11 protein-coding genes are annotated in these 17,091 nt (G+C 65.1%); 5 read left to right on the forward strand and 6 right to left on the reverse strand.

The genetic code is table 11. The features are described 5' to 3' along the window. Positions 1-109: 109 nt before the first annotated feature. Positions 110-724, reverse strand: a complete 615-nt coding sequence (locus KY501_RS21230; RefSeq protein ID WP_224365054.1) for a response regulator transcription factor — start codon at positions 722-724, stop codon at positions 110-112. Next, positions 721-2,631, reverse strand: a complete 1,911-nt coding sequence (locus KY501_RS53655) for a sensor histidine kinase (RefSeq protein ID WP_304608629.1) — start codon at positions 2,629-2,631, stop codon at positions 721-723. The genes KY501_RS21230 and KY501_RS53655 overlap by 4 nt, the downstream gene beginning before the upstream one ends. 576 nt (positions 2,632-3,207) lie before the next feature. Here KY501_RS53655 and KY501_RS21245 point away from each other — a divergent pair. The 3 genes from KY501_RS21245 to KY501_RS21255 all read left to right on the forward strand — a co-directional run bounded on the left by KY501_RS21245 (position 3,208) and on the right by KY501_RS21255 (position 8,751). Beyond that, positions 3,208-5,187 (forward strand): hypothetical protein, encoded by a 1,980-nt coding sequence (locus KY501_RS21245; RefSeq protein ID WP_224365055.1) that lies wholly within the window; start codon positions 3,208-3,210, stop codon positions 5,185-5,187. Between the two features lie 105 nt (positions 5,188-5,292). Next, positions 5,293-6,177: a hypothetical protein gene (locus KY501_RS21250; RefSeq protein WP_224365056.1), complete on the forward strand. Its 885-nt coding sequence runs from the start codon at positions 5,293-5,295 to the stop codon at positions 6,175-6,177. Positions 6,178-6,333: 156 nt separating this feature from the next. After that, positions 6,334-8,751 carry a WD40 repeat domain-containing serine/threonine protein kinase gene (locus KY501_RS21255; RefSeq protein ID WP_224365057.1) on the forward strand — a complete coding sequence of 806 codons (2,418 nt, stop codon included), beginning with the start codon at positions 6,334-6,336 and terminating at the stop codon, positions 8,749-8,751. A 235-nt stretch (positions 8,752-8,986) separates the two neighbouring features. On the opposite strand, the gene KY501_RS21260 is transcribed toward KY501_RS21255, so the two are convergent. The 3 genes from KY501_RS21260 to KY501_RS21270 all read right to left on the reverse strand — a co-directional run bounded on the left by KY501_RS21260 (position 8,987) and on the right by KY501_RS21270 (position 12,498). Beyond that, positions 8,987-9,340 carry a hypothetical protein gene (locus KY501_RS21260; RefSeq protein ID WP_224365058.1) on the reverse strand — a complete coding sequence of 118 codons (354 nt, stop codon included), beginning with the start codon at positions 9,338-9,340 and terminating at the stop codon, positions 8,987-8,989. 105 nt (positions 9,341-9,445) lie between these two features. Continuing rightward, a complete protein-coding gene (locus tag KY501_RS21265) occupies positions 9,446-11,038 on the reverse strand; it encodes a M28 family metallopeptidase (protein WP_224365059.1) in 1,593 nt (530 codons plus the stop codon). A 377-nt stretch (positions 11,039-11,415) separates the two neighbouring features. Beyond that, on the reverse strand, positions 11,416-12,498 hold the full coding sequence (locus KY501_RS21270; protein WP_224365060.1) for a M57 family metalloprotease: 1,083 nt from the start codon (positions 12,496-12,498) through the stop codon (positions 11,416-11,418). Between the two features lie 397 nt (positions 12,499-12,895). On the opposite strand from KY501_RS21270, the gene KY501_RS21275 reads away from it, so the two are divergent. Then, on the forward strand, positions 12,896-14,053 hold the full coding sequence (locus KY501_RS21275; protein ID WP_224365061.1) for a hypothetical protein: 1,158 nt from the start codon (positions 12,896-12,898) through the stop codon (positions 14,051-14,053). 265 nt (positions 14,054-14,318) lie between these two features. On the opposite strand, the gene KY501_RS21280 is transcribed toward KY501_RS21275, so the two are convergent. Beyond that, positions 14,319-14,969 carry a TetR/AcrR family transcriptional regulator gene (locus KY501_RS21280; RefSeq protein WP_224365062.1) on the reverse strand — a complete coding sequence of 217 codons (651 nt, stop codon included), beginning with the start codon at positions 14,967-14,969 and terminating at the stop codon, positions 14,319-14,321. Between the two features lie 190 nt (positions 14,970-15,159). Between KY501_RS21280 and KY501_RS21285 the strand changes: the two genes are divergently transcribed. After that, on the forward strand, positions 15,160-17,091 hold the full coding sequence (locus tag KY501_RS21285; RefSeq protein ID WP_224365063.1) for a c-type cytochrome: 1,932 nt from the start codon (positions 15,160-15,162) through the stop codon (positions 17,089-17,091).

Consider the following 17,091-nt stretch of genomic DNA (forward strand, 5'->3'; position numbering starts at 1 on the left):
GGACTGGAATTGGCGCATCAGGTGCTCCTTGAAAGCACTCGGGATGATGTATTCTCTACCTAGAGTGTCTGTGAATGGGTATTGGACCTGGTGCTTACACAGCAGGGGCTCAGTTCTGACCCAGCCGGTCCACGAACCGCACCAGCTCCGCTATCGAGTCCACGCCCAGCTTCTGGATGACGCGGGCGCGATGCACCTTGATGGTCTTCTCCGTGGTGCCCAGTTGCTGGGCAACCTCTTTGTTGGTCAACCCCTGGGCCACCAGCGTGCAGACCTCTCGCTCGCGGGGGGTGAGGACGGCATGACGGGCATGCAGCTCGGCTGCCTCGGCTCGGCTGGCGCGGGACGCCGCATCCTTGAGCAAGGCTTGGGAGATGGCTCCCAGCAATTGTTGCTCATCAAATGGTTTCAGGAGAAAGTCCACGGCGCCGGCCTTCATGGCCCTGACGCTGGCAGGCACATCTCCGTGGCCAGAGATGAAGATGACAGGCAGGTGGCAGTCCCGGGACTCCATGGTCTGTTGCAGCTCCAACCCATTCAGCCCCGGCATCCGCAGGTCCAGCACGGCGCAGCCCGGCGTGTCCCTGGGCAGTTGCGCGAGGAACTCGGCGGGCGAGGAGAACGTCTTCGTGGCATAGCCGACGGTCCGCAGCAGCCGCCCTAGCCCCCGCAGCACGGAGGCATCGTCGTCCACGAGGAAGATGGTGGCGAGGGATTGTGTCATGGCGGGGACTCCAGATGCGCCGCGGGAAACACACACCGTAACAGAGCGCCTCGCCCCGGAGGGCTCTCGGCGTGCAAGTGGCCGCCGTGCGCCTCGACGATGGAGCGGCTGATGGAGAGCCCCATGCCCAGCCCGTGCTCCTTGGTGGAGTAGAAGGGCTCGAAGACGAGGGTCAGCTGGGAAGGCGCGATCCCCTCTCCCGAGTCCTGCACGCTCAGCTCCACCTGCCCAGGGCCTGGCGAGGCGGTGCGGATCTGGATCTGGCGCTTGCCCGCGGGGACACTGGCCATGGCATCCATGGCGTTGATGAGCAGGTTGAGCACCACCTGTTGGAGCTGGATTCCGTCCCCCTGGACGGCGGGCAGCGACGAGGCCAGCACCAGGCGCAGAGTCGCGCCGCGCAGTTGCATGTCGTTGGCCAGCAGGCGCGCCACCTCGCGCACCAGGTCATTGAGGGAGTGGAACTCCTGCCGGGGCTCGCCCCGCTTGAGCAGACCGCGCATGCGGTGGATGACCTCGCCCGCGCGTTTGTCGTCGGAGATGATGTCCCCAAGAGCCTCGCGCACCTCGCCCAGTTCCGGGGGGGTGGCGTTCAGCAGGCGGCGTGCGGCCTGGGCGTTGCTGAGGATGGCGGCCAGGGGCTGGTTGAGCTCGTGTGCCAGCGAGGCCGCCAGCTCGCCCAGGGCGGCCACCCGGCCCACGTGGGCAAGCTGAGCCAGGGTGCGGCGTGCCTCCATCTCCGCGAGCTTCTCCAGGCGTTGGCGCTCCAGGAGCTCGGCCTGGGCACGCATGCGGCGGCGGCGCTCCACCACGAGCCCCCCAGCCACCAGGGCCTGTACGGCGCTGATCGCCAAGGCGCCCAGGACATACCAGCGGTAGCTCTCCCAGAGCGTGGGCTCATTGAAGGCGAGCCGTACCCCCGGAGGCACCCGGTCTCGGGGGATCTCCCAGCGCCGCAGCGCGCGGGCATCGACCGCCAGCGTGCTCACGGGGGCCGGCTTCAGGGGAGCGAGGAATTCCCCCTGCTCTCCGCGCAACACGCGGGCGGTGAGCATGCCCAGTTGCCGGCCCACGGCCTCGTAGCTGACGAGCGCTCCGCCGACAACCCCCCCACCCAGGACGGTGTCGTGCAGGGCGAAGATGGGCCGATTGCAGGCGGCCAGCAGCAGGCCCGCCACCTCGCGCGGTACGAAAGGCCTTCCGGTGGTATCGGTGAGGAAGGTGGATGTGAGGACGGCGGTCTCGTCCGGCAGGGTCCTCGCGCGCTCGAGCATCTCGGCCAGCGGCAGGCCGCTCAGGTCGATGAGCTCCAGCCCTCGCTGCTCCAGCAGGGGCCGCACCTCTCGCAGGATCCGCTCCTGCTGCTCGCGCTCCCAGGGGCTGGAGCCGTTGATGAGTGCCAGCCGCCGTGTGCCGGGCAGCAGTTGCAAGGCCAGCTCCGCGGTGGCTCGCATGTCGTAGTGCAGCCAGAGCCCCGCTACCTGCTCCGGGCGAGGTTGTTGATCCCAGAGCCGCTCTTCTTCGGACAGGATGATCACCGGGACGTCAGGCCACAGCGCCTGGCGCAGTTGCAGGGTCACCTGGATGGCGTCGGTGCGCATGGTGATGAGGGCATCTGGCCGACGATCCCGGTACTTGGCCAGATACCAGGTGTGAAGGGCGCGTGTGTATTCAGGCCCGCGGGCCCAGCCCAGATCCAGGCTCTCGACATCCAGTGTGATGGGACCGTCCTGGGCCTCCCACAAGGAGGAGCGGAGACTGGCGACAAGCATCGCCATGGCGGGCAGCGCCATGTCCTCGGGGGCGAGCAGGAGCACGGACTTTCCAGCCGGACGCGCCTCCTGGGCCACTGCAGGGGGAGTCAGCAACACTGCGAGGCAGAAGAGGACGACCGAGCGCCAGGGCATGAGGGACACTGACCCTTGCAGCATCGACCGAAAAAGAAAACCCTACCTGGGGACTGCCCACCCAGCCTGGGAGGCAGGCTCCAGCACGGGGGGCCCCTCAGAGCGGGCCAGGATGGGTCAGGGGAGGGCACCTCTACGAGGCAGAGCTCGATCAGCACCCCAGATCCTGAGCACCTGTAGAACCTCCAGGCGACGCTGGATTTCGAGCGCCGAGGCGTCTCGCTGGCCCCACGCGTGTCCAGAGTGCGAGCTGCCTCGCGCTGGAATCACAAATGCCGTGTCGTGACTCAACCCAAAGGAAGAAGTGTGAATTGTAGCTCCACCGTTTGCCGCTCGGCGCGCCGGCCCCTGCCAGGCCAAGCACATACACACCCGACCAAGCGGCGGTGGCTCCGGCCGTGAAGATCCTCGTCATCATCGGCACGCTGCTCGCGCCGCTGCTGGGAATCATCCTGGGCGCCATCTACATGGCTGATGCGTCCCCAGAGAAAAGGCTGTGGGGCGCCTGTGGCTCATCGTCGGGACCTCCGCAGCAGGCCTGTACATGCTCTGCATGGCCGCCGCTGGAGCATGACCATGGCGGGCACGAAAGTCCTCACTGTCAATGCGGTACGCCTCAGTCCGGAGACCATCCAAGCCTTCGAGGCCGCCTGTGGCACTGCCTTGAGAAGCGGTGATTATTGGTACGACCCGCTCGCTGGCCACTGGGGGGAATGGGGAGCCCCCCCCTTCCCTCGGCCACTCGCCCCCGGGCTGAGCCTGGGCGGCCCCCTGCCCTTCAACGCCTCGGGAGGGCAGACCGCTGTCGTAGTCAACGGGCGGGCGCTCCACCCCACCGAGATCATGCAGCTCATCGCCAGGTACGGCTCCCCCCCAGTCCCTGGGAGCTACTGGCTGAACGCCAGTGGGGACGTCTTCGCGCAGAATGGGCTGTTCCTGTTCAACGTCCAGGGGACGCCCCAGCGCGCGCCCGCTCCCGTGATGGCGACGGGCATCGACCCGGAGCAAGGCGCCCTCGTGCGGGGGATGGATGAGCTGATGAGACTGCTCCGCGAGCGCGGAGAGGAGGGACAGCTGAACCCGGATCGCCAGGAGGTGCTCGCGTCCGTAGTCAAGGAGGCCCAGCACAGACTCCTCTCCCGGTCCACTGATCCCAAGGCCACCCTGCGGCACATGCGCACGCTGATCGAGCGTGTCTCCGCATTGGACCAGCACAGCCATCCGGCCCGCCCACTCCCCACAGGCTCACGCGCCGAGCATCTCTCCGCTATCGCGGCAGAGCTCAGGCGCAATCTAACCGTGGAGTTGGTGGATGCCCGTGCTTCGCTCGAGGACAAGCAGGCGCTAACAAACCTCTATGAGCGCGTAGCCCATGCCGACTCGGAGCTCCACGAGCCACGCATGATCAATGATCGCACAGCTCTCGCCTACGAGCGCGAGAAGCTCCGACAGCTCGCCTTGGACGTACGCACGTACTCACTGCGGACCCACCTCATGATCGCGGAGCCCTTCTGGGACTTTCCTCCGAAACCAAGGGATCCCAACACGGTGTGCTTCTCGGGGGGAGAGGATGTGCTCCGGCTGATCCAACCGGCCTGCGCCGAGCGTGGGCTGAAGTTCTCCTCCTCTGCCAGCAACCAGGACTCCGGCCAGGGGCGATGGAATCAGCTCTGTATCAGCAATATCGCCATCTTTGATCTGACGGTGCGACCAGGGCCGGAGCTGGCTGCGGTCTGCTACGAACTCGGACTGGCGTTCGCCCTGGGCCGCCCTGCTCTCATCGTGGCCACGCTTGGGCAGCGGCTTCCCTTCGATGTCGATGTCCCTCCTGTTGAGCTGCGAGGAGATGGTGGGGACACTCACCGTCTGGGCGAGGCGCTGGATGAGGTGCTCTACAGCCAGCAGCGCAACGTCGGACGGAGTGCCCTCCGCGAGACCGTGAACTACGCACTGCGACGGTTCGGCCAGGGACGTGGCGACTGGCGGACACTGGGAGGGCTGCGAGCGCTAGGCGAGCAGCCAAACCCAGGGGGCCTGGAAGCCCGCGGCATCCTGGAAACGGTCCTGGAGCACTCCCGCGCTGGGACGCTCCGGCTCATCCACCCCTCCTGGGTAGGACACTATCCCGCGCCCGGTGAGCACCGCTGCTTCCATGTCATGCCCTTTCGCGAGCGCTGGTCCGCCGAAGCCATGGTGATCACCGAGCAGGAGTGCCAACAGAGTGGCGTCCGCTACATCCGCGGCGATCGCGTTCAGGATCCGCGCATCAACCACTCCATCTGGGAAGAGATCTGCCGGGCCTCGCACTTGGTCGTGGATCTGACGGGCTACAACGCCAACGTGGCGCTGGAGCTGGGGCTGGCTGACACGCTGGGCCGCCACACCCTCATCGTGGGGCAGGGCGATACCGTGGAGCGACTCTTCCCTGCCCTGGCCAAGAGGCGCGTGCACCCCTACTCCCTCGCAACCGAGGGCGCGCAGCTCCGGGAGCTGCTGGCTACGTTCCTCAGCCCGAACTCACCCGAGAGCCTGGAGGTACCGCTGGGGCTCGAATGAGTGCCGCATCGGGGGGGGCTGGGCTCGCGTCACATCCCGCCCAGGGCAACTCCTTCCATGGGGAAGTACGTCCTCGCACTGGAACCTCTCGCCAAGGAGAGCCACATGCCTCGTCATCGCGCAGAAGCACTCTGGAACCTCCCGTGGGAGGCAGGTCTGGCCATCTGTCGGGTGGTCGCTCGACAATTGGGGTGGCGGCTCACGAGCGAAAGCTCGACGTGGGTGGCCTTCGTGGAGGAGCGCCGGAATGTGTCATTGACTGCCCCGGTCACGGTCACCGTCATGTGCTTCAGCACGGGGCCCATGTCCACGCGGCTTGTCCTCGAGGTCTCCAGCTTTGGTCCGCTCCAGTCTAGCCGTGTGAAGCAGCAGGCGGACATGGTGGGCCAGCTTCTCGAGCAGAACGCCGCCCGGTTACCCGGGCTGAAGGCCACATCGCGTGGCCAGGTTCCGCTGCCTCAGGAGCCCTGCTCCCGGCAGTTCGCCGTCAACAGGGTGCGCTTGAGCGACGCCCAGTTGCAGGCGTTGGAGAGCACCTACCACACACGCTTCCAGGATGGCCGCTACTGGTACGACCACTCTTCGGGAGCATGGGGAGTTGAAGGAGGGCCGGGAGTCGGAGTCATCCCCGCTGAGCTCCCGATCGGCGGGCCGCTGCGCGCGGATGCATCGAACGGAGATACCGGTTTCTTCGTCAATGGCCGTGAGCTGCACTCAGCAGATGTCGCAGGCCTCCAGCGCTTCTGGCCAGCGGTGTTCCCAGGACGCTACTGGGTCGACGCGCGGGGGAACTACGGCATTGAAGGCGGCCAAGTGCTCGGCAACCTGCAGGCGCTGGCGCAGGCGCGGGCCCAGGTGCAGGCCATGCAGCTGACAGGCGGCGGCGGACCGTGGAGTGTCTTTTCGGGCGGTACGACCGTCGGAGGAGACGGCCAGGGCTTCACCTACGCTTCGGTCCCCGGCTCCTCCAACATGTGGTTCAGTGGCTAGGAGCTTGTCGGCGAATCAGCTTGGGTGAAGAGAGCGCGTGGCAGACTCCCAGGAGCCCCTGTTGGAACAGGTGGGAAACACGCGTGGCATTCACAGCCTCCCATGCCCATACATAGAAGAGGGTGTGACTTTCGACGGGCACATGGGGATTCCAAGATGGAGGCACTGTCTTTGGGAGAGGCTTTGCTGCGCTTCGCGGCGGATGCAGTCGTCCCGCTCGTGGAGGGTGCTGTCGCGGCGCTGAGCCTGGGCATTCCGGGATTGGGAATCGTCGCTTCGCGCGCCATCGGCTATTTCGGCCCCATCATCGTCAAGCGATGGATGGACTGGGGCAGGAACCGGTCGGACAAGGAATGGGACGATGCTTTCGTGGACTTGTCAGCCCTTCCTCCTTCTAGAGCGAACACTGTCGCTGGGGACATCCTCAAGCGTGAGGTTCCGGGCGCCTCGGAAGGGGACAAGCGCTTGGTCCTGGGATACCTGAGCGCCATTCCCTCCTGCGTCAGCCATTCCCTGCAGCCCGAAGCGAGAACGGGGCGTCTGACCCTTCCCCCGGTTCCCTCAGCTGAGCGCCTGCAACAACTCCTGGCTGTGCTCCCCATCGATCCGCTCCCTTTCATCGCGCCCTGCCCGTTTCCCGGGACGCCCTACTCACTGGAGGAATTGGTAGGAGTTGGCGGCTTCGGAGCTGTGTACCGGGCGACGCTCTCCGCCGAGCAGTATCTCCCGCGGGCAATCAAGGTGTGCCTCAACCCCTCCATGCGTTCGAGCCTGGAGCACGAGCGAGCGCTCCTCGACCGGTTGAGCACGGAGGGACGTCAGGGATGGCCGCTTGGCGTGGTGAGGCTCTATGGGTATGAGTTGTCCGCGGCGCATCCTTTCCTTGTTTACGAGTTCGTCCGGGGAAGCAACCTGGGCCGACTGGTCGCCTGGCACAGGCGCCAGCACGGGAGACCCCAGTCCCCCAGCCGTATCCTCGACATCATCCGGCAGCTCACCGAGGCCTTGGCCAGCGTGCATGCCCGGAATTTCGTCCACCGAGACCTGAAACCCGCCAACATCCTCGTGGACGAGTCCGGCACCGTCCGCATCACCGACTTCGGCATTGGCGGAGTGGTGACGGGCGAGGAGACCCGGACCCGGTCACTCCAGACCCTGACTGTGGCTGGCAGCCGCATGCTGGAAGAGGCCACCCTGATTCGGGGCGCAGGCACTCCCCTCTATATGTCTCCTGAGCAATTCCGAGGGGAGTCGTCAGCGGCCCACCACGACATCTACAGTCTGGGGGTCATCTGGTACCAGATGCTCGCGGGCGACGTGCAACGTCCGATGTTTCCATGCTGGGCTGATGAGCTCGCGGAAGAATACCAAGCGCCCCGGGAGCACATCGAACTCATCCGGGCCTGCGTGGGCTACGCGAAGCGGCGCCCCAAGGACGGTGCGGCCTTTCTCCACCTTCTGCCGGCCGTGCGGTCCACCCCTGTGGCCGTTCCAAGCTCCGTCACCAGTCCTGACTCAGTGTCCGTCCCCACCCCGAAACCCCTCCGGCCCACGACCGCGTCCCCCCAACAGGTTGCCGTCAAGAGACTTCCGGATCCCGGCAAAGCGAAGCGCTTGCGTGCGCCTGTTCCTCCAGACCCGATGGGGGCCACCCACGTCTTCTCTGGGCACGAGGCGAAGGTGAACAGCGTTGCCATCTCCGCCGATGGGCGCCACCTCCTGTCCGGGGCCGATGATGGAAAAGTGCTGCTCTGGAAGGTAGGGCACGACAAACCCATCGCCTACCTCCAGGGACACCAGGCAGAGGTGACAAGTGTCGCGTTCTCACAGGACCTCCGGCATGCCATCTCTGGCAGCCGCGACAGATCAGTCCGGTACTGGGACCTGGACGAACGGTACGAAGAGGTGTGGCAAATCAGGGCTATTTTCCAGGCGAGTGTCATAGGCGTCGCGTTCTACGCGGGTAACCTCATTGCCGTGGCCTGCGGCGACCTTTCGCTCTACTCCACTGGAACCCAGTTCCGACTGCTCGACCTGGAACATGGAACTGAGTTGGTGGGCCTGGATGGAGGCACCGCCATCTGCAGCATGGGCTTGTCGGAGTCCCTGCACCAGGCTCTCTTCGGGGAAGACAGAGGCATCCTCGAGGTCTGGGATCTCAACGCTCCCCGGAGAAGGATCCGGGACCTCCAAGGGCACTCCGACAGGGTGACCTGCCTCTGGACTTCTCCCGACGGAAGGCATTGCCTTTCGGGGAGCGGCTCTCCCACCCGCAAACACTGGCCCCGGGACACGACGGTGCGCTACTGGGACCTGGCCGAGGGGCGAGAGCTCCGCTGCTTCCGCAAGCACTCCCAGACGGTCACGGGTGTGGCCCTGCTGTACGGCCAGCGAGCGGTGTCGACCAGTCGTGATGGAACAATGCGCGTCTGGAGCCTGTCGGACGGCGAGGAACTCCACCGCATTGATGTGTCGCCCGTCGCGCTCAACACCGCCACTATCTCGGCCGATGGGCACTTTCTCGCAGCCGGAGGAGAAGACGGAGTCGTGCGGCTCTGGCCGCTGCCAGGCTGAGGGCCCCGCGATCCGCGCGTCACGCCAAAGCTGAACGTAACCACCCGGAATGATTCGGCATCGATATCCCGCTGCGTCCCATGTAGTCCCGCCGAACCTGACCCTGGTCGCGATCGAGCGCGCGAAAACACCGCTCCGTAAGGGTCGGCCATTCATTATCGGTTCTTCACCCGGCGGAGCACTCAGAGTGCTCCGCCGAGCGCACATCGGTTGAATCAGCCACTACGAGGTGCCGTTAAAAGCACCCCCCGCAGTTACCAGCAGAGCAGTTGTTGAAGTTCTGGCAGCACAGCGCCGCGCAAAACGCGTAGAAGCCACCGCAGCTCCACGAATACACCAGACAGGCTTGGTAATCGTTGCTGCAATACTGACAGGTGTCCGCCCCTTTCACGGACGTTGACTCCTGTGCCTTCTGCGCAAGGAACGCTTCGAAGCACGCGCGGGCCTCTGCCTCATTGCGCGCGCCCGCGCAGGCCGAGGACTCGGCGCGCTCCTGCTGCGGCTCGGACTGACCCGGCTCCTCCGCGACACCACAAGCTGACGCGAGCGCTACGAGAACAGCCATCATCAGGGTGTTGAAGATCTTCATGGGCAATGCCTTTTCTTGCAGGGATGCAATGTGGACGAGACATACTGCAAGTAAAGAATGCCGCACGCTGAGTACACATTCAAGACGACCCAGGAAAACAGGCAATCATGGAGCGCCGTTGCGCGCGAAGCGGCGGAAGAAGCTGTCTCCATTCCAGTGCGGTCGCTCGGGCGCATCCGCCACGATACGGGTGAGCTCGGCGAGCACGCGGATGAACTTCGCCGCGCCCTCCTTGTTCACGGGCTGGGCCACATCGTCCGATGGCGCGTGGTAGCGCTCGTAGCGCCACTTCTTGAAGAGGGCCTCTTCCGGAGAGCCCCGGGTGTAACCGAACTTGAAGCTCAAGGCGGGCACCCCCAGGCGGATGAAGGAGTACTGATCGCTGCGGATGAACAACATCTGGTTCGGATCCGGATCGGGCACCAGCGTCACGCCATGGGCGTCGGCGATCTGCTGGAGCGGCGCGGCGAGCGAGGACTCCTCCCGGCCATAAGCCACCATGCGGGTGAAGTCGGTGAGGGGCAGGAAGTTGTCCAGGTTGAAGTTGGCCACCAGGCTCTCGGCGGAGACCGTGGGGTGGGCGGCGAAGTACCTCGAGCCCAGCAGGCCTCTCTCTTCGCCCGTCACCAGCGCGAAGATCACGGAGCGCTTGGGCTTGGACGACTGGAGCGCCCGCGCCAGTTCCAGCACCGCGGCAACTCCCATGGCGTTGTCCATGGCGCCATTGTAGATGCGGTCGCCCTTCACGGGCTCGCCCACGCCCACGTGGTCCAGGTGCGCGGTCAGCACCATGTACTCCTTCGCCAGCGCGGGATCGCTTCCGGGCAGCAGGCCCACCACGTTGACGGACTTCACCGGCGCGATGGCGAAGTCCACCCGGCTCTTGAGTCGCATGGGCAGCTCGAACTTCGGCAGCGGCTGGTCCTTGTCCGCGAGCGCGAGGATCTCCTGGAAGCTGTGCGGAGCCCCAGCGAAGAGCTTCTGCGCGTGCTCGGAATTGAAGGAGACCCGCAGCTTCAGGCCCTGCTCTTCGTTGAGGGAAGCCTCGGCGAACTGCATCGCGGGCTGGTGGCGCGACTCCGAGATGCGCGACCAGGGCATCTCCTGCTGCTTGGGGCTCTGGAGAATCACCAGGCCGACCGCGCCTGCCTTCCGTAGCGCCTGCGTGCGCTCGGCGACGGAGGAATGGTGGGCGCGGAGGGCTCCTGGGATGCGAGAGGGGCCACCTTGGAGGATGACGGCCACCTTGCCCTGGAGGTCCACATCGGCGAAGTCGTCATGCCCGGCCTCGGGGATGGACAGGCCGTAGCCCACGAACACCAGGGCCGCCTCCACAGTGCCCGGCTCGCCCTGCCGGGGCGAGATGATGGCCTCTCGGCCCAGCACCAGCGGTATCTCCTTGCCGTTCCTCACCAGAGCCAGCGACGAGCGCTTCTCCACCACCCGCCGCGAGGTCAGCTCTACATCCTGGAGATACGCGTCGCCAACACCTGGCTTCACCCCGAGGGCCGCGAGCTGCTCCGCGACATAGGCGGCGGCCTTGCGATGGCCCTCGCTGCCCGTATCGCGTCCCTCCAGCGCATCACTGGCGAGGAACTGGACATGGCTCCACCAGCGCTCGGCCTCCGGTGAATCGGCGGCGTGGGCGAAAAGGGGAGTCAAAAGGCCGAGGACGAGCAGGAGGAGAAGACGGGGCATGAGGGAACTCTCCAGCGGAGACGTGGCAGGAGGCAATGGTTTCCGTCCCTTCATCCCTCGTGGGTGAGTGTGGAAACGATCTTCCAAGAACGCGGGCTTTCGATCGCGGGGACCGTGGGCAAAACGCGGGATCTGCTCGTACGTTCCTGGATCAGGAAATTCGCGCGGCTGGACATCCAGAGGCTTGATCTCTGGGCGCTCCAGCCGCCATCGCGCTGCGCGAAACGCTCAAAATGACTCAACCTCGCTGCGGCGCGAAGGGGGAACGATCGCGTTAGCCGCGCTTCCTCGAGATCGTCTCCACACCATGGCCTGAGCGATGGCGCTCGTGGCGCCGAGGATGAGAACCTTCTTCATGCGGGATACTGTGTCTATGATTACGGTCTTGGACACTGGTCAAGATAGCTTGCAAAAAGCTCGGGGGTATACGCACTGCATCCAATCCAGTTGCACGCACGCACTCGCACAAGCGCACCATTAACACCAACATTGAGTGTAAACATATCGGCCGTTCCACTATAGACCGACGTCCAGGTCATTGTTCCAATGGCCCTCTGCTGGCCTTCCCAATACTGGACGTTGCTACTGGCGCCCGACCATGTGACTTTGTTGCGGCCGTAGCACCCGTCCCACGTGACCCTTAGCGCGACCGGCGCCAGCGGCCGCTCCTCGACGATCATCCCGTACATGGCCTGCAGAGCGGTGACGTCGCTGGCGGTGAACTCGCCGGCCTCGAATCTGCGGAAGCAGGAGTTCATGACCGAACCGCCGACCACCGCATCGGTAGGCATGCCCGGGATGAGGATGGCGCCGACGCCAGTTCCCTCGTCGGTGGCGGAGCCGCCGCAGCTGATGGCGCGGTTGTAGTAGTCCGAGTGACGGAAGCCGATGGTGTGGCCAAGCTCGTGCGTGAGGACGTGCGCAATGGTGTTGTCGCTATACTGGCTGGTCTGGCCGCCAAGGGTGATGGATCCGTATGGCAGGCCGTTCGACGGGTAGCCGGCCGCGCCGCCGTTCATGGCTGGATCGATCACGGCGTTGATGGTGAAGCTGCAGTCGGTGCTCGGCGCCCGCGCCATCGAGAAGGTGAGCGGCAGCTCGTCGTAGTGCTGGATCGCCAAGTCGAGGGCCATGCTGAAATTCCCCGTGAACTCCGGGGCGTTGACACAGATCTTCGTCACGGACGCGCTCACGATGTTGGCCGTCCGGTAGTGCTCCTCGGTGGCGCCGGGGGCCCTCTGCAGCATCTCGCGAGACGCCGCCAGGGATACCTCCGCGTCTCCCCCGACGTAGACGGCGTCGCCTACGATCGCGATTTCGCCAGCGGGGAAGCCGGCCTGCAGCAGGTTGTCGATGATCTCCTGCGTGTCCGTGGGTTGCTCGCCGCATCCAAAGGCCAGCACGCTGCTCGCTACGAGCGCGACGACCGCGCTCATCGGGTTCCTGCGGGTGTGAATCATATTCACTCCTCATGGCTGCGGATGAGGGGCGGTATATTCAGGATGAGCAGGCTTGGAGTCAATTGCCTTGAAGTCGTTATTCGTAAGTCAGGCCTTCACAGCACCAAGGTTGTTGATGTCGCTTGATACCGCCTCGTATGTCTTCCACACGAAGGGGAGCCAAGTGCCGTTGTCATCGCTGGCCAGGATGACGGCAGGAGCACTCTGACGCTCGAGCGGACGCGATCTGCGAGGAGCGCTGAAGGCACCATGAATCGGGTGAGGAAAGGACAGTCTCCATCGGCGCTGTGAAGCCACGCCCCTTGAGCGGATGAAGCGGTTCACAGCCGCTCCTTCCCCTGGGTGGCAAGGTGACTCCTGCCTGGCCGCGTTGGCCCGGCATACAGGGGGAATCACCGTGTCACCGTTCATCTGGAAGTCTCGCTCGCTTCTTGCCTCTCTCTCACTGGTCGGGCTCCTCATGGGGCCGCTGGGGTATGGAGCAACCACGGATCCGATGGAGAGCACCGAGCCCGTCTTGGCGCTCGAATCCACTGCCCAGACCGAGTCCGCGGAGACCGGGCCGGACTACGCGCTTGCCCGCGTGGACTGGCTCGAGCCCGTGGTCCTCACCACCGATACACCCAGCTTCGCTCTCGTGACGGGCCGAGCGGTGAAGATGCGAGCTTTCGTCACTGCGCCACAAGCTGGCGCTCCGGCTCCGCAGGTGCACGTCAGGGTGCTCGATTCTCAGCAAGTGCTGTCCGACAGCGTGATGGAGCCCCCTACGCCCGCCATCGTGGGGACGCAGCCGGAGCTCGGCAGCCTCAGCGCGGCCTATCTGTTCCAGCTGCGGGCCGAGTGGGTGAAACCCGGTCTCCAGGTGGAACTCACCGTCGAGTCCGGCCCTGATGGAACCGATCCCGACCTGACCAACAACCACCTGGTGCTGCGACCCACCGTGGATCCGGCTCACGTGCTCTATCTCACCGTGGTGCCAGTGCGGACCCAGATGGAAGGGCTGGCCAGTCTGCCGGAGGAGGCGAACGGCCCGGAGGCCACGCGCCAGGCCCTGAAGTCCCTGCTGATGGCCACCTTCCCGCTGAGCGATGTGAAGATCCGCATCCACGCGCCCTACGACGCTCACGTCACCACGCAGTACAACAACTGGGGCTATCTGCTCGGAGAGATCGACAACCTGAGCTTCTCCGAGGGCAGCCACGGCTACTACCTGGGCTTCATCAAACCCTCAGGGGGTAGCACCGTGGGTAACTCGTTCATGCCGGGCACCGTGGCGATCGTCGCCTCGGGAGACCCGTGGCTCAAGGGCACGGTGCGACATGAACTGGGACACAACTTCTTCAGAAGCCACGCGTACTGTGGCCCCCTGGACGCGAGTGGGCAGAACTGGGGCTACAACGCCGAGAAGAACCAGATGATCGATCCCACCCTGACGAACGACGACATGTCGTACTGCGGCCCGTCCTGGGTGTCTCGCGCCAACTACCTCGGCATCCTCAAGCAGCTCAAGGTCTATGGGCTGGACAAGCCCAAGGACATCTCGGACTGGAAGTAACTGCTCCGAGCCTGCTCGGCCCGTCACCCTTCGGGGGACGCTCGTCTCCAGTCCATGCCCATGGTGGGCGGGTGAAGGCCAGCATCATCCAGGCGATGCGCGCGAGGAGGCCCACCCGGAAGGCGTCCTCCCCGCTGAGCCAGGCGCCGGGCTTGCCCAGTGCCTGGCCCGTCACCGTCTCGGCCATGTGGCGAGTGGGTGTGTTGACGGCCGCCATGGAGGACGCGGAACTCCTCTGCGCGCTCTTTGGACGCCTGGGCCTGAATCAGCGCAGCGGCAATCCCAGCCGCATTGCCAGGAATGACTGCATCACGTCGGCCGCGGCCTGGGTGTATTCGTTCGTCATGCGGCCATGAAGGTAGAAGGACATACGTAGGCTCGCGGTGCCGAACTCCACCGCCAGCGCTGCGATGTCCGGCGGCCCCCGCGGGATGTCGATGCCGCGCGTCGCGAGCAGGCTGCGCGCGAGCGTGCCGAGGCGCGCGATCGTGGATTCGAGCGCGCGAAAGCTCACATCCGAGACCGGCCCGGTCAGCAGGACGACCTGCGCCGCCGGATGCGTGCGGTAGAAATCCGCCGCCGCATGAACCATGCGAGTGATCAGCTCCTGCCAGTCCGTGGCCTCCGCGAGGCTTTGGGCATAGCTCGTCAGGTGCGCTTCCAACGCCCCGAGTTGGCGCTCCGCGAGCTCGTTGAGCAGGGCTTGGGGGGTCGGAAAGAACTTGTAGATCGTCGATCGAGGGTACTCGAGACGTTCCGCCAGCGCCGGGATCGAGAAGGCCGAAAGCCCTGATTCGAGCAGCAGTTCCTCCGCCACCTGGAGCACGGCATCGACCCGGACCTTGGCGCGCTGCTGCTGCGGCTTGCGCGCCACGAAATCTGGGTTTGGGGCGGATTGACGTGAATTCTTAGTCATGGTAATCACATCCATTAAGCGACAAAAGTCGCTTATGACACCTTGCATCAAATGTCCCTTTCCGGGGGGCGCGGGAAAGGGGCTCATCACACGCGCGTGACTCGGAAACTGACGTCTCCGAGCACGCGCCCACCCGGTCGGACCGAAGCCCCATCCAACCGACCCACATTATGTCAGGAGGAGGGATGTCATGGCGGCACATTTGACTCGACGCGTTATCGTCGCGCTGTGTGTTGTGAGCGCCGGCGTCACACCGGCGGCAGCTCAATCGGACCTGCTCGGCAGCAAACGTGGAGGGCACTACTGGTTCGAGTTCTGTACGGGCAAGCCCGATGCGACACTCTTACCACCCGACCCACGGTCACTCGTGACGCCGACGTCGAGCAAGAACGTCGTCTTCAACGTGGGGTGGAACTCGTGCATGAACAAGGCTCCGCTGACGTGTGGCGAGCTGCGGTCGAGCAGCGCGGCCGGAGGGCGGCTGCTTGGCGGAAACGGAAGTCCCGAGGCCGGCTGGGAGTTCAGCGGCCATTCCACCTGGAGTCTCTGGTCGATGCCGGCGTCCCAGTACAACGCGCTGTGGCTGAAGTGGGGCCTGCTGTTTCGCCCTTCCGACTTCGACAACCTCGTCGCCGAGCGCTACGGCATCCCTCTCAGCTCGCAGCGCAATCCGTATCCTCTCCCGTTCGAGGATCCGAACCTCACGAACGGTGGCTCCGGCCAACTGCCGATGGCACTGACCCAGACACGCAACCCCGACGGCTCGTGGAGCGGACAGATCGGCGTCACGTGTTCGGTCTGTCACGGCGGCCAGGTTGGCAAGGCGAGCGACGGCGCGGGCCTGGGGGCGTTACACGGCACCAACGGCCTCACCGACGTGACCCTGTTCTTGAGCGAGCTCGGAGGCCTCAACCCCGCCTTCACGATCGCCTCCCTGAACCGCATCCGCGGCACGGGTAACATCACCAACTTCCAGCTCTTCGCCCTGCTCACGATCTTCGATCCCGACGGGACGATCCCCGGCGTCATCCTCAATCCGGAGATCTGGGCGGCCGGCTCGACCGGCACGGAAGACCCGCCGAACTGGTGGAACCTCGGGCACCGGCCGGTGAAGTTCTTCGACGCCGGTATGAGCAGCGACGCCACGCGCATCGAGCTCTCGTGGTACATGCCGGGCGCCGCACTGCCGAACTACCAGGACGGCTACGACTGGATCCTCAACAACGAGTACCAGGCGAACACCTGGATGCTCGGTCTGAAGTCGCCGGCCTACCCGCTGCCGGTCAACACGGCGCTCGCGGAGCAGGGGGCGGTCCTGTTCCACACGCTCGATCTATGGGCATCGAACCGCCACAACCCGGTCGTGAAGCCGCAGCAGGCCGGCAACGGCTCGTGCGCGAGCTGCCATGGAGCCTACGCGCCGCGCTACGTGAACGATCCGAACTTCCTCGCCAATCCCTCGTTCGAGGGCATGGCAGCCAACCTCACGCCGATCGAGGTCGTCGACACGGATGACGCCCGAATGCTTGCCAACGACGGAGCCGTCGCGACCGAGGCCAAGTACAGCTTCTTCGGGTACAACGGTCAGGACGGGTGCGCCGACAAGTACAACATGATTGGCTATCTCGCGCAGCCTCTCTACGGCATCTGGGCGTCCGCCCCCTACTTCCACAACGGCTCGGTGCCCGACCTCTGGAGCTTGCTCAAGTCGTCGGACCGCCCGCGGATCTGGCGTCGCAAGTCGAAGTCGCCGAGGCTCGGCGTCGTGATGGGATTCGAGACCGACCTCGCGAAGGCCTATGACCAGACCAAGGTCGGGTGGAAGTACGACAACATTCCGTGCAGCTACCTGGCCCTCTCGCCGTTCAACCACTGCAATCCGTGGGATCCGAACGAGACGCCGCTGATCGAGGGCGGGCTGTCGCTGCTGTACGGCAACGGCGCGCTGGCCTGGAACCTCCTCGGCAGCATCGCGGCCCCGAGTTTCTCGAACTCGGATATCGAGAATCGCAAGATCTACAACACCCGGATGTTCAGCCAGTCGAACTCAGGCCACACGTTCACCGACGTGCTGACCGATGCGGAGCGCACCGCGCTGATCGAGTACATGAAGACGTTGTGA

The sequence above is a fragment of the Hyalangium versicolor genome (assembly GCF_020103695.1).
Classification (GTDB): Bacteria; Myxococcota; Myxococcia; order Myxococcales; family Myxococcaceae; genus Hyalangium; species Hyalangium versicolor.

Excerpts from the sequence above, each read along its gene's own strand:
- KY501_RS21255 (WP_224365057.1), top strand. The coding sequence starts at position 6,334 with ATGGAGGCACTGTCTTTGGGAGAGGCTTTGCTGCGCTTCGCGGCGGAT.
- KY501_RS53655 (WP_304608629.1), bottom strand. The coding sequence starts at position 2,631 with ATGCCCTGGCGCTCGGTCGTCCTCTTCTGCCTCGCAGTGTTGCTGACT.
- KY501_RS21280 (WP_224365062.1), bottom strand. The coding sequence starts at position 14,969 with ATGACTAAGAATTCACGTCAATCCGCCCCAAACCCAGATTTCGTGGCG.
- KY501_RS21285 (WP_224365063.1), top strand. The coding sequence starts at position 15,160 with ATGGCGGCACATTTGACTCGACGCGTTATCGTCGCGCTGTGTGTTGTG.
- KY501_RS21245 (WP_224365055.1), top strand. The coding sequence starts at position 3,208 with ATGGCGGGCACGAAAGTCCTCACTGTCAATGCGGTACGCCTCAGTCCG.
- KY501_RS21270 (WP_224365060.1), bottom strand. The coding sequence starts at position 12,498 with ATGATTCACACCCGCAGGAACCCGATGAGCGCGGTCGTCGCGCTCGTA.
- KY501_RS21260 (WP_224365058.1), bottom strand. The coding sequence starts at position 9,340 with ATGAAGATCTTCAACACCCTGATGATGGCTGTTCTCGTAGCGCTCGCG.
- KY501_RS21250 (WP_224365056.1), top strand. The coding sequence starts at position 5,293 with ATGCCTCGTCATCGCGCAGAAGCACTCTGGAACCTCCCGTGGGAGGCA.
- KY501_RS21230 (WP_224365054.1), bottom strand. The coding sequence starts at position 724 with ATGACACAATCCCTCGCCACCATCTTCCTCGTGGACGACGATGCCTCC.
- KY501_RS21265 (WP_224365059.1), bottom strand. The coding sequence starts at position 11,038 with ATGCCCCGTCTTCTCCTCCTGCTCGTCCTCGGCCTTTTGACTCCCCTT.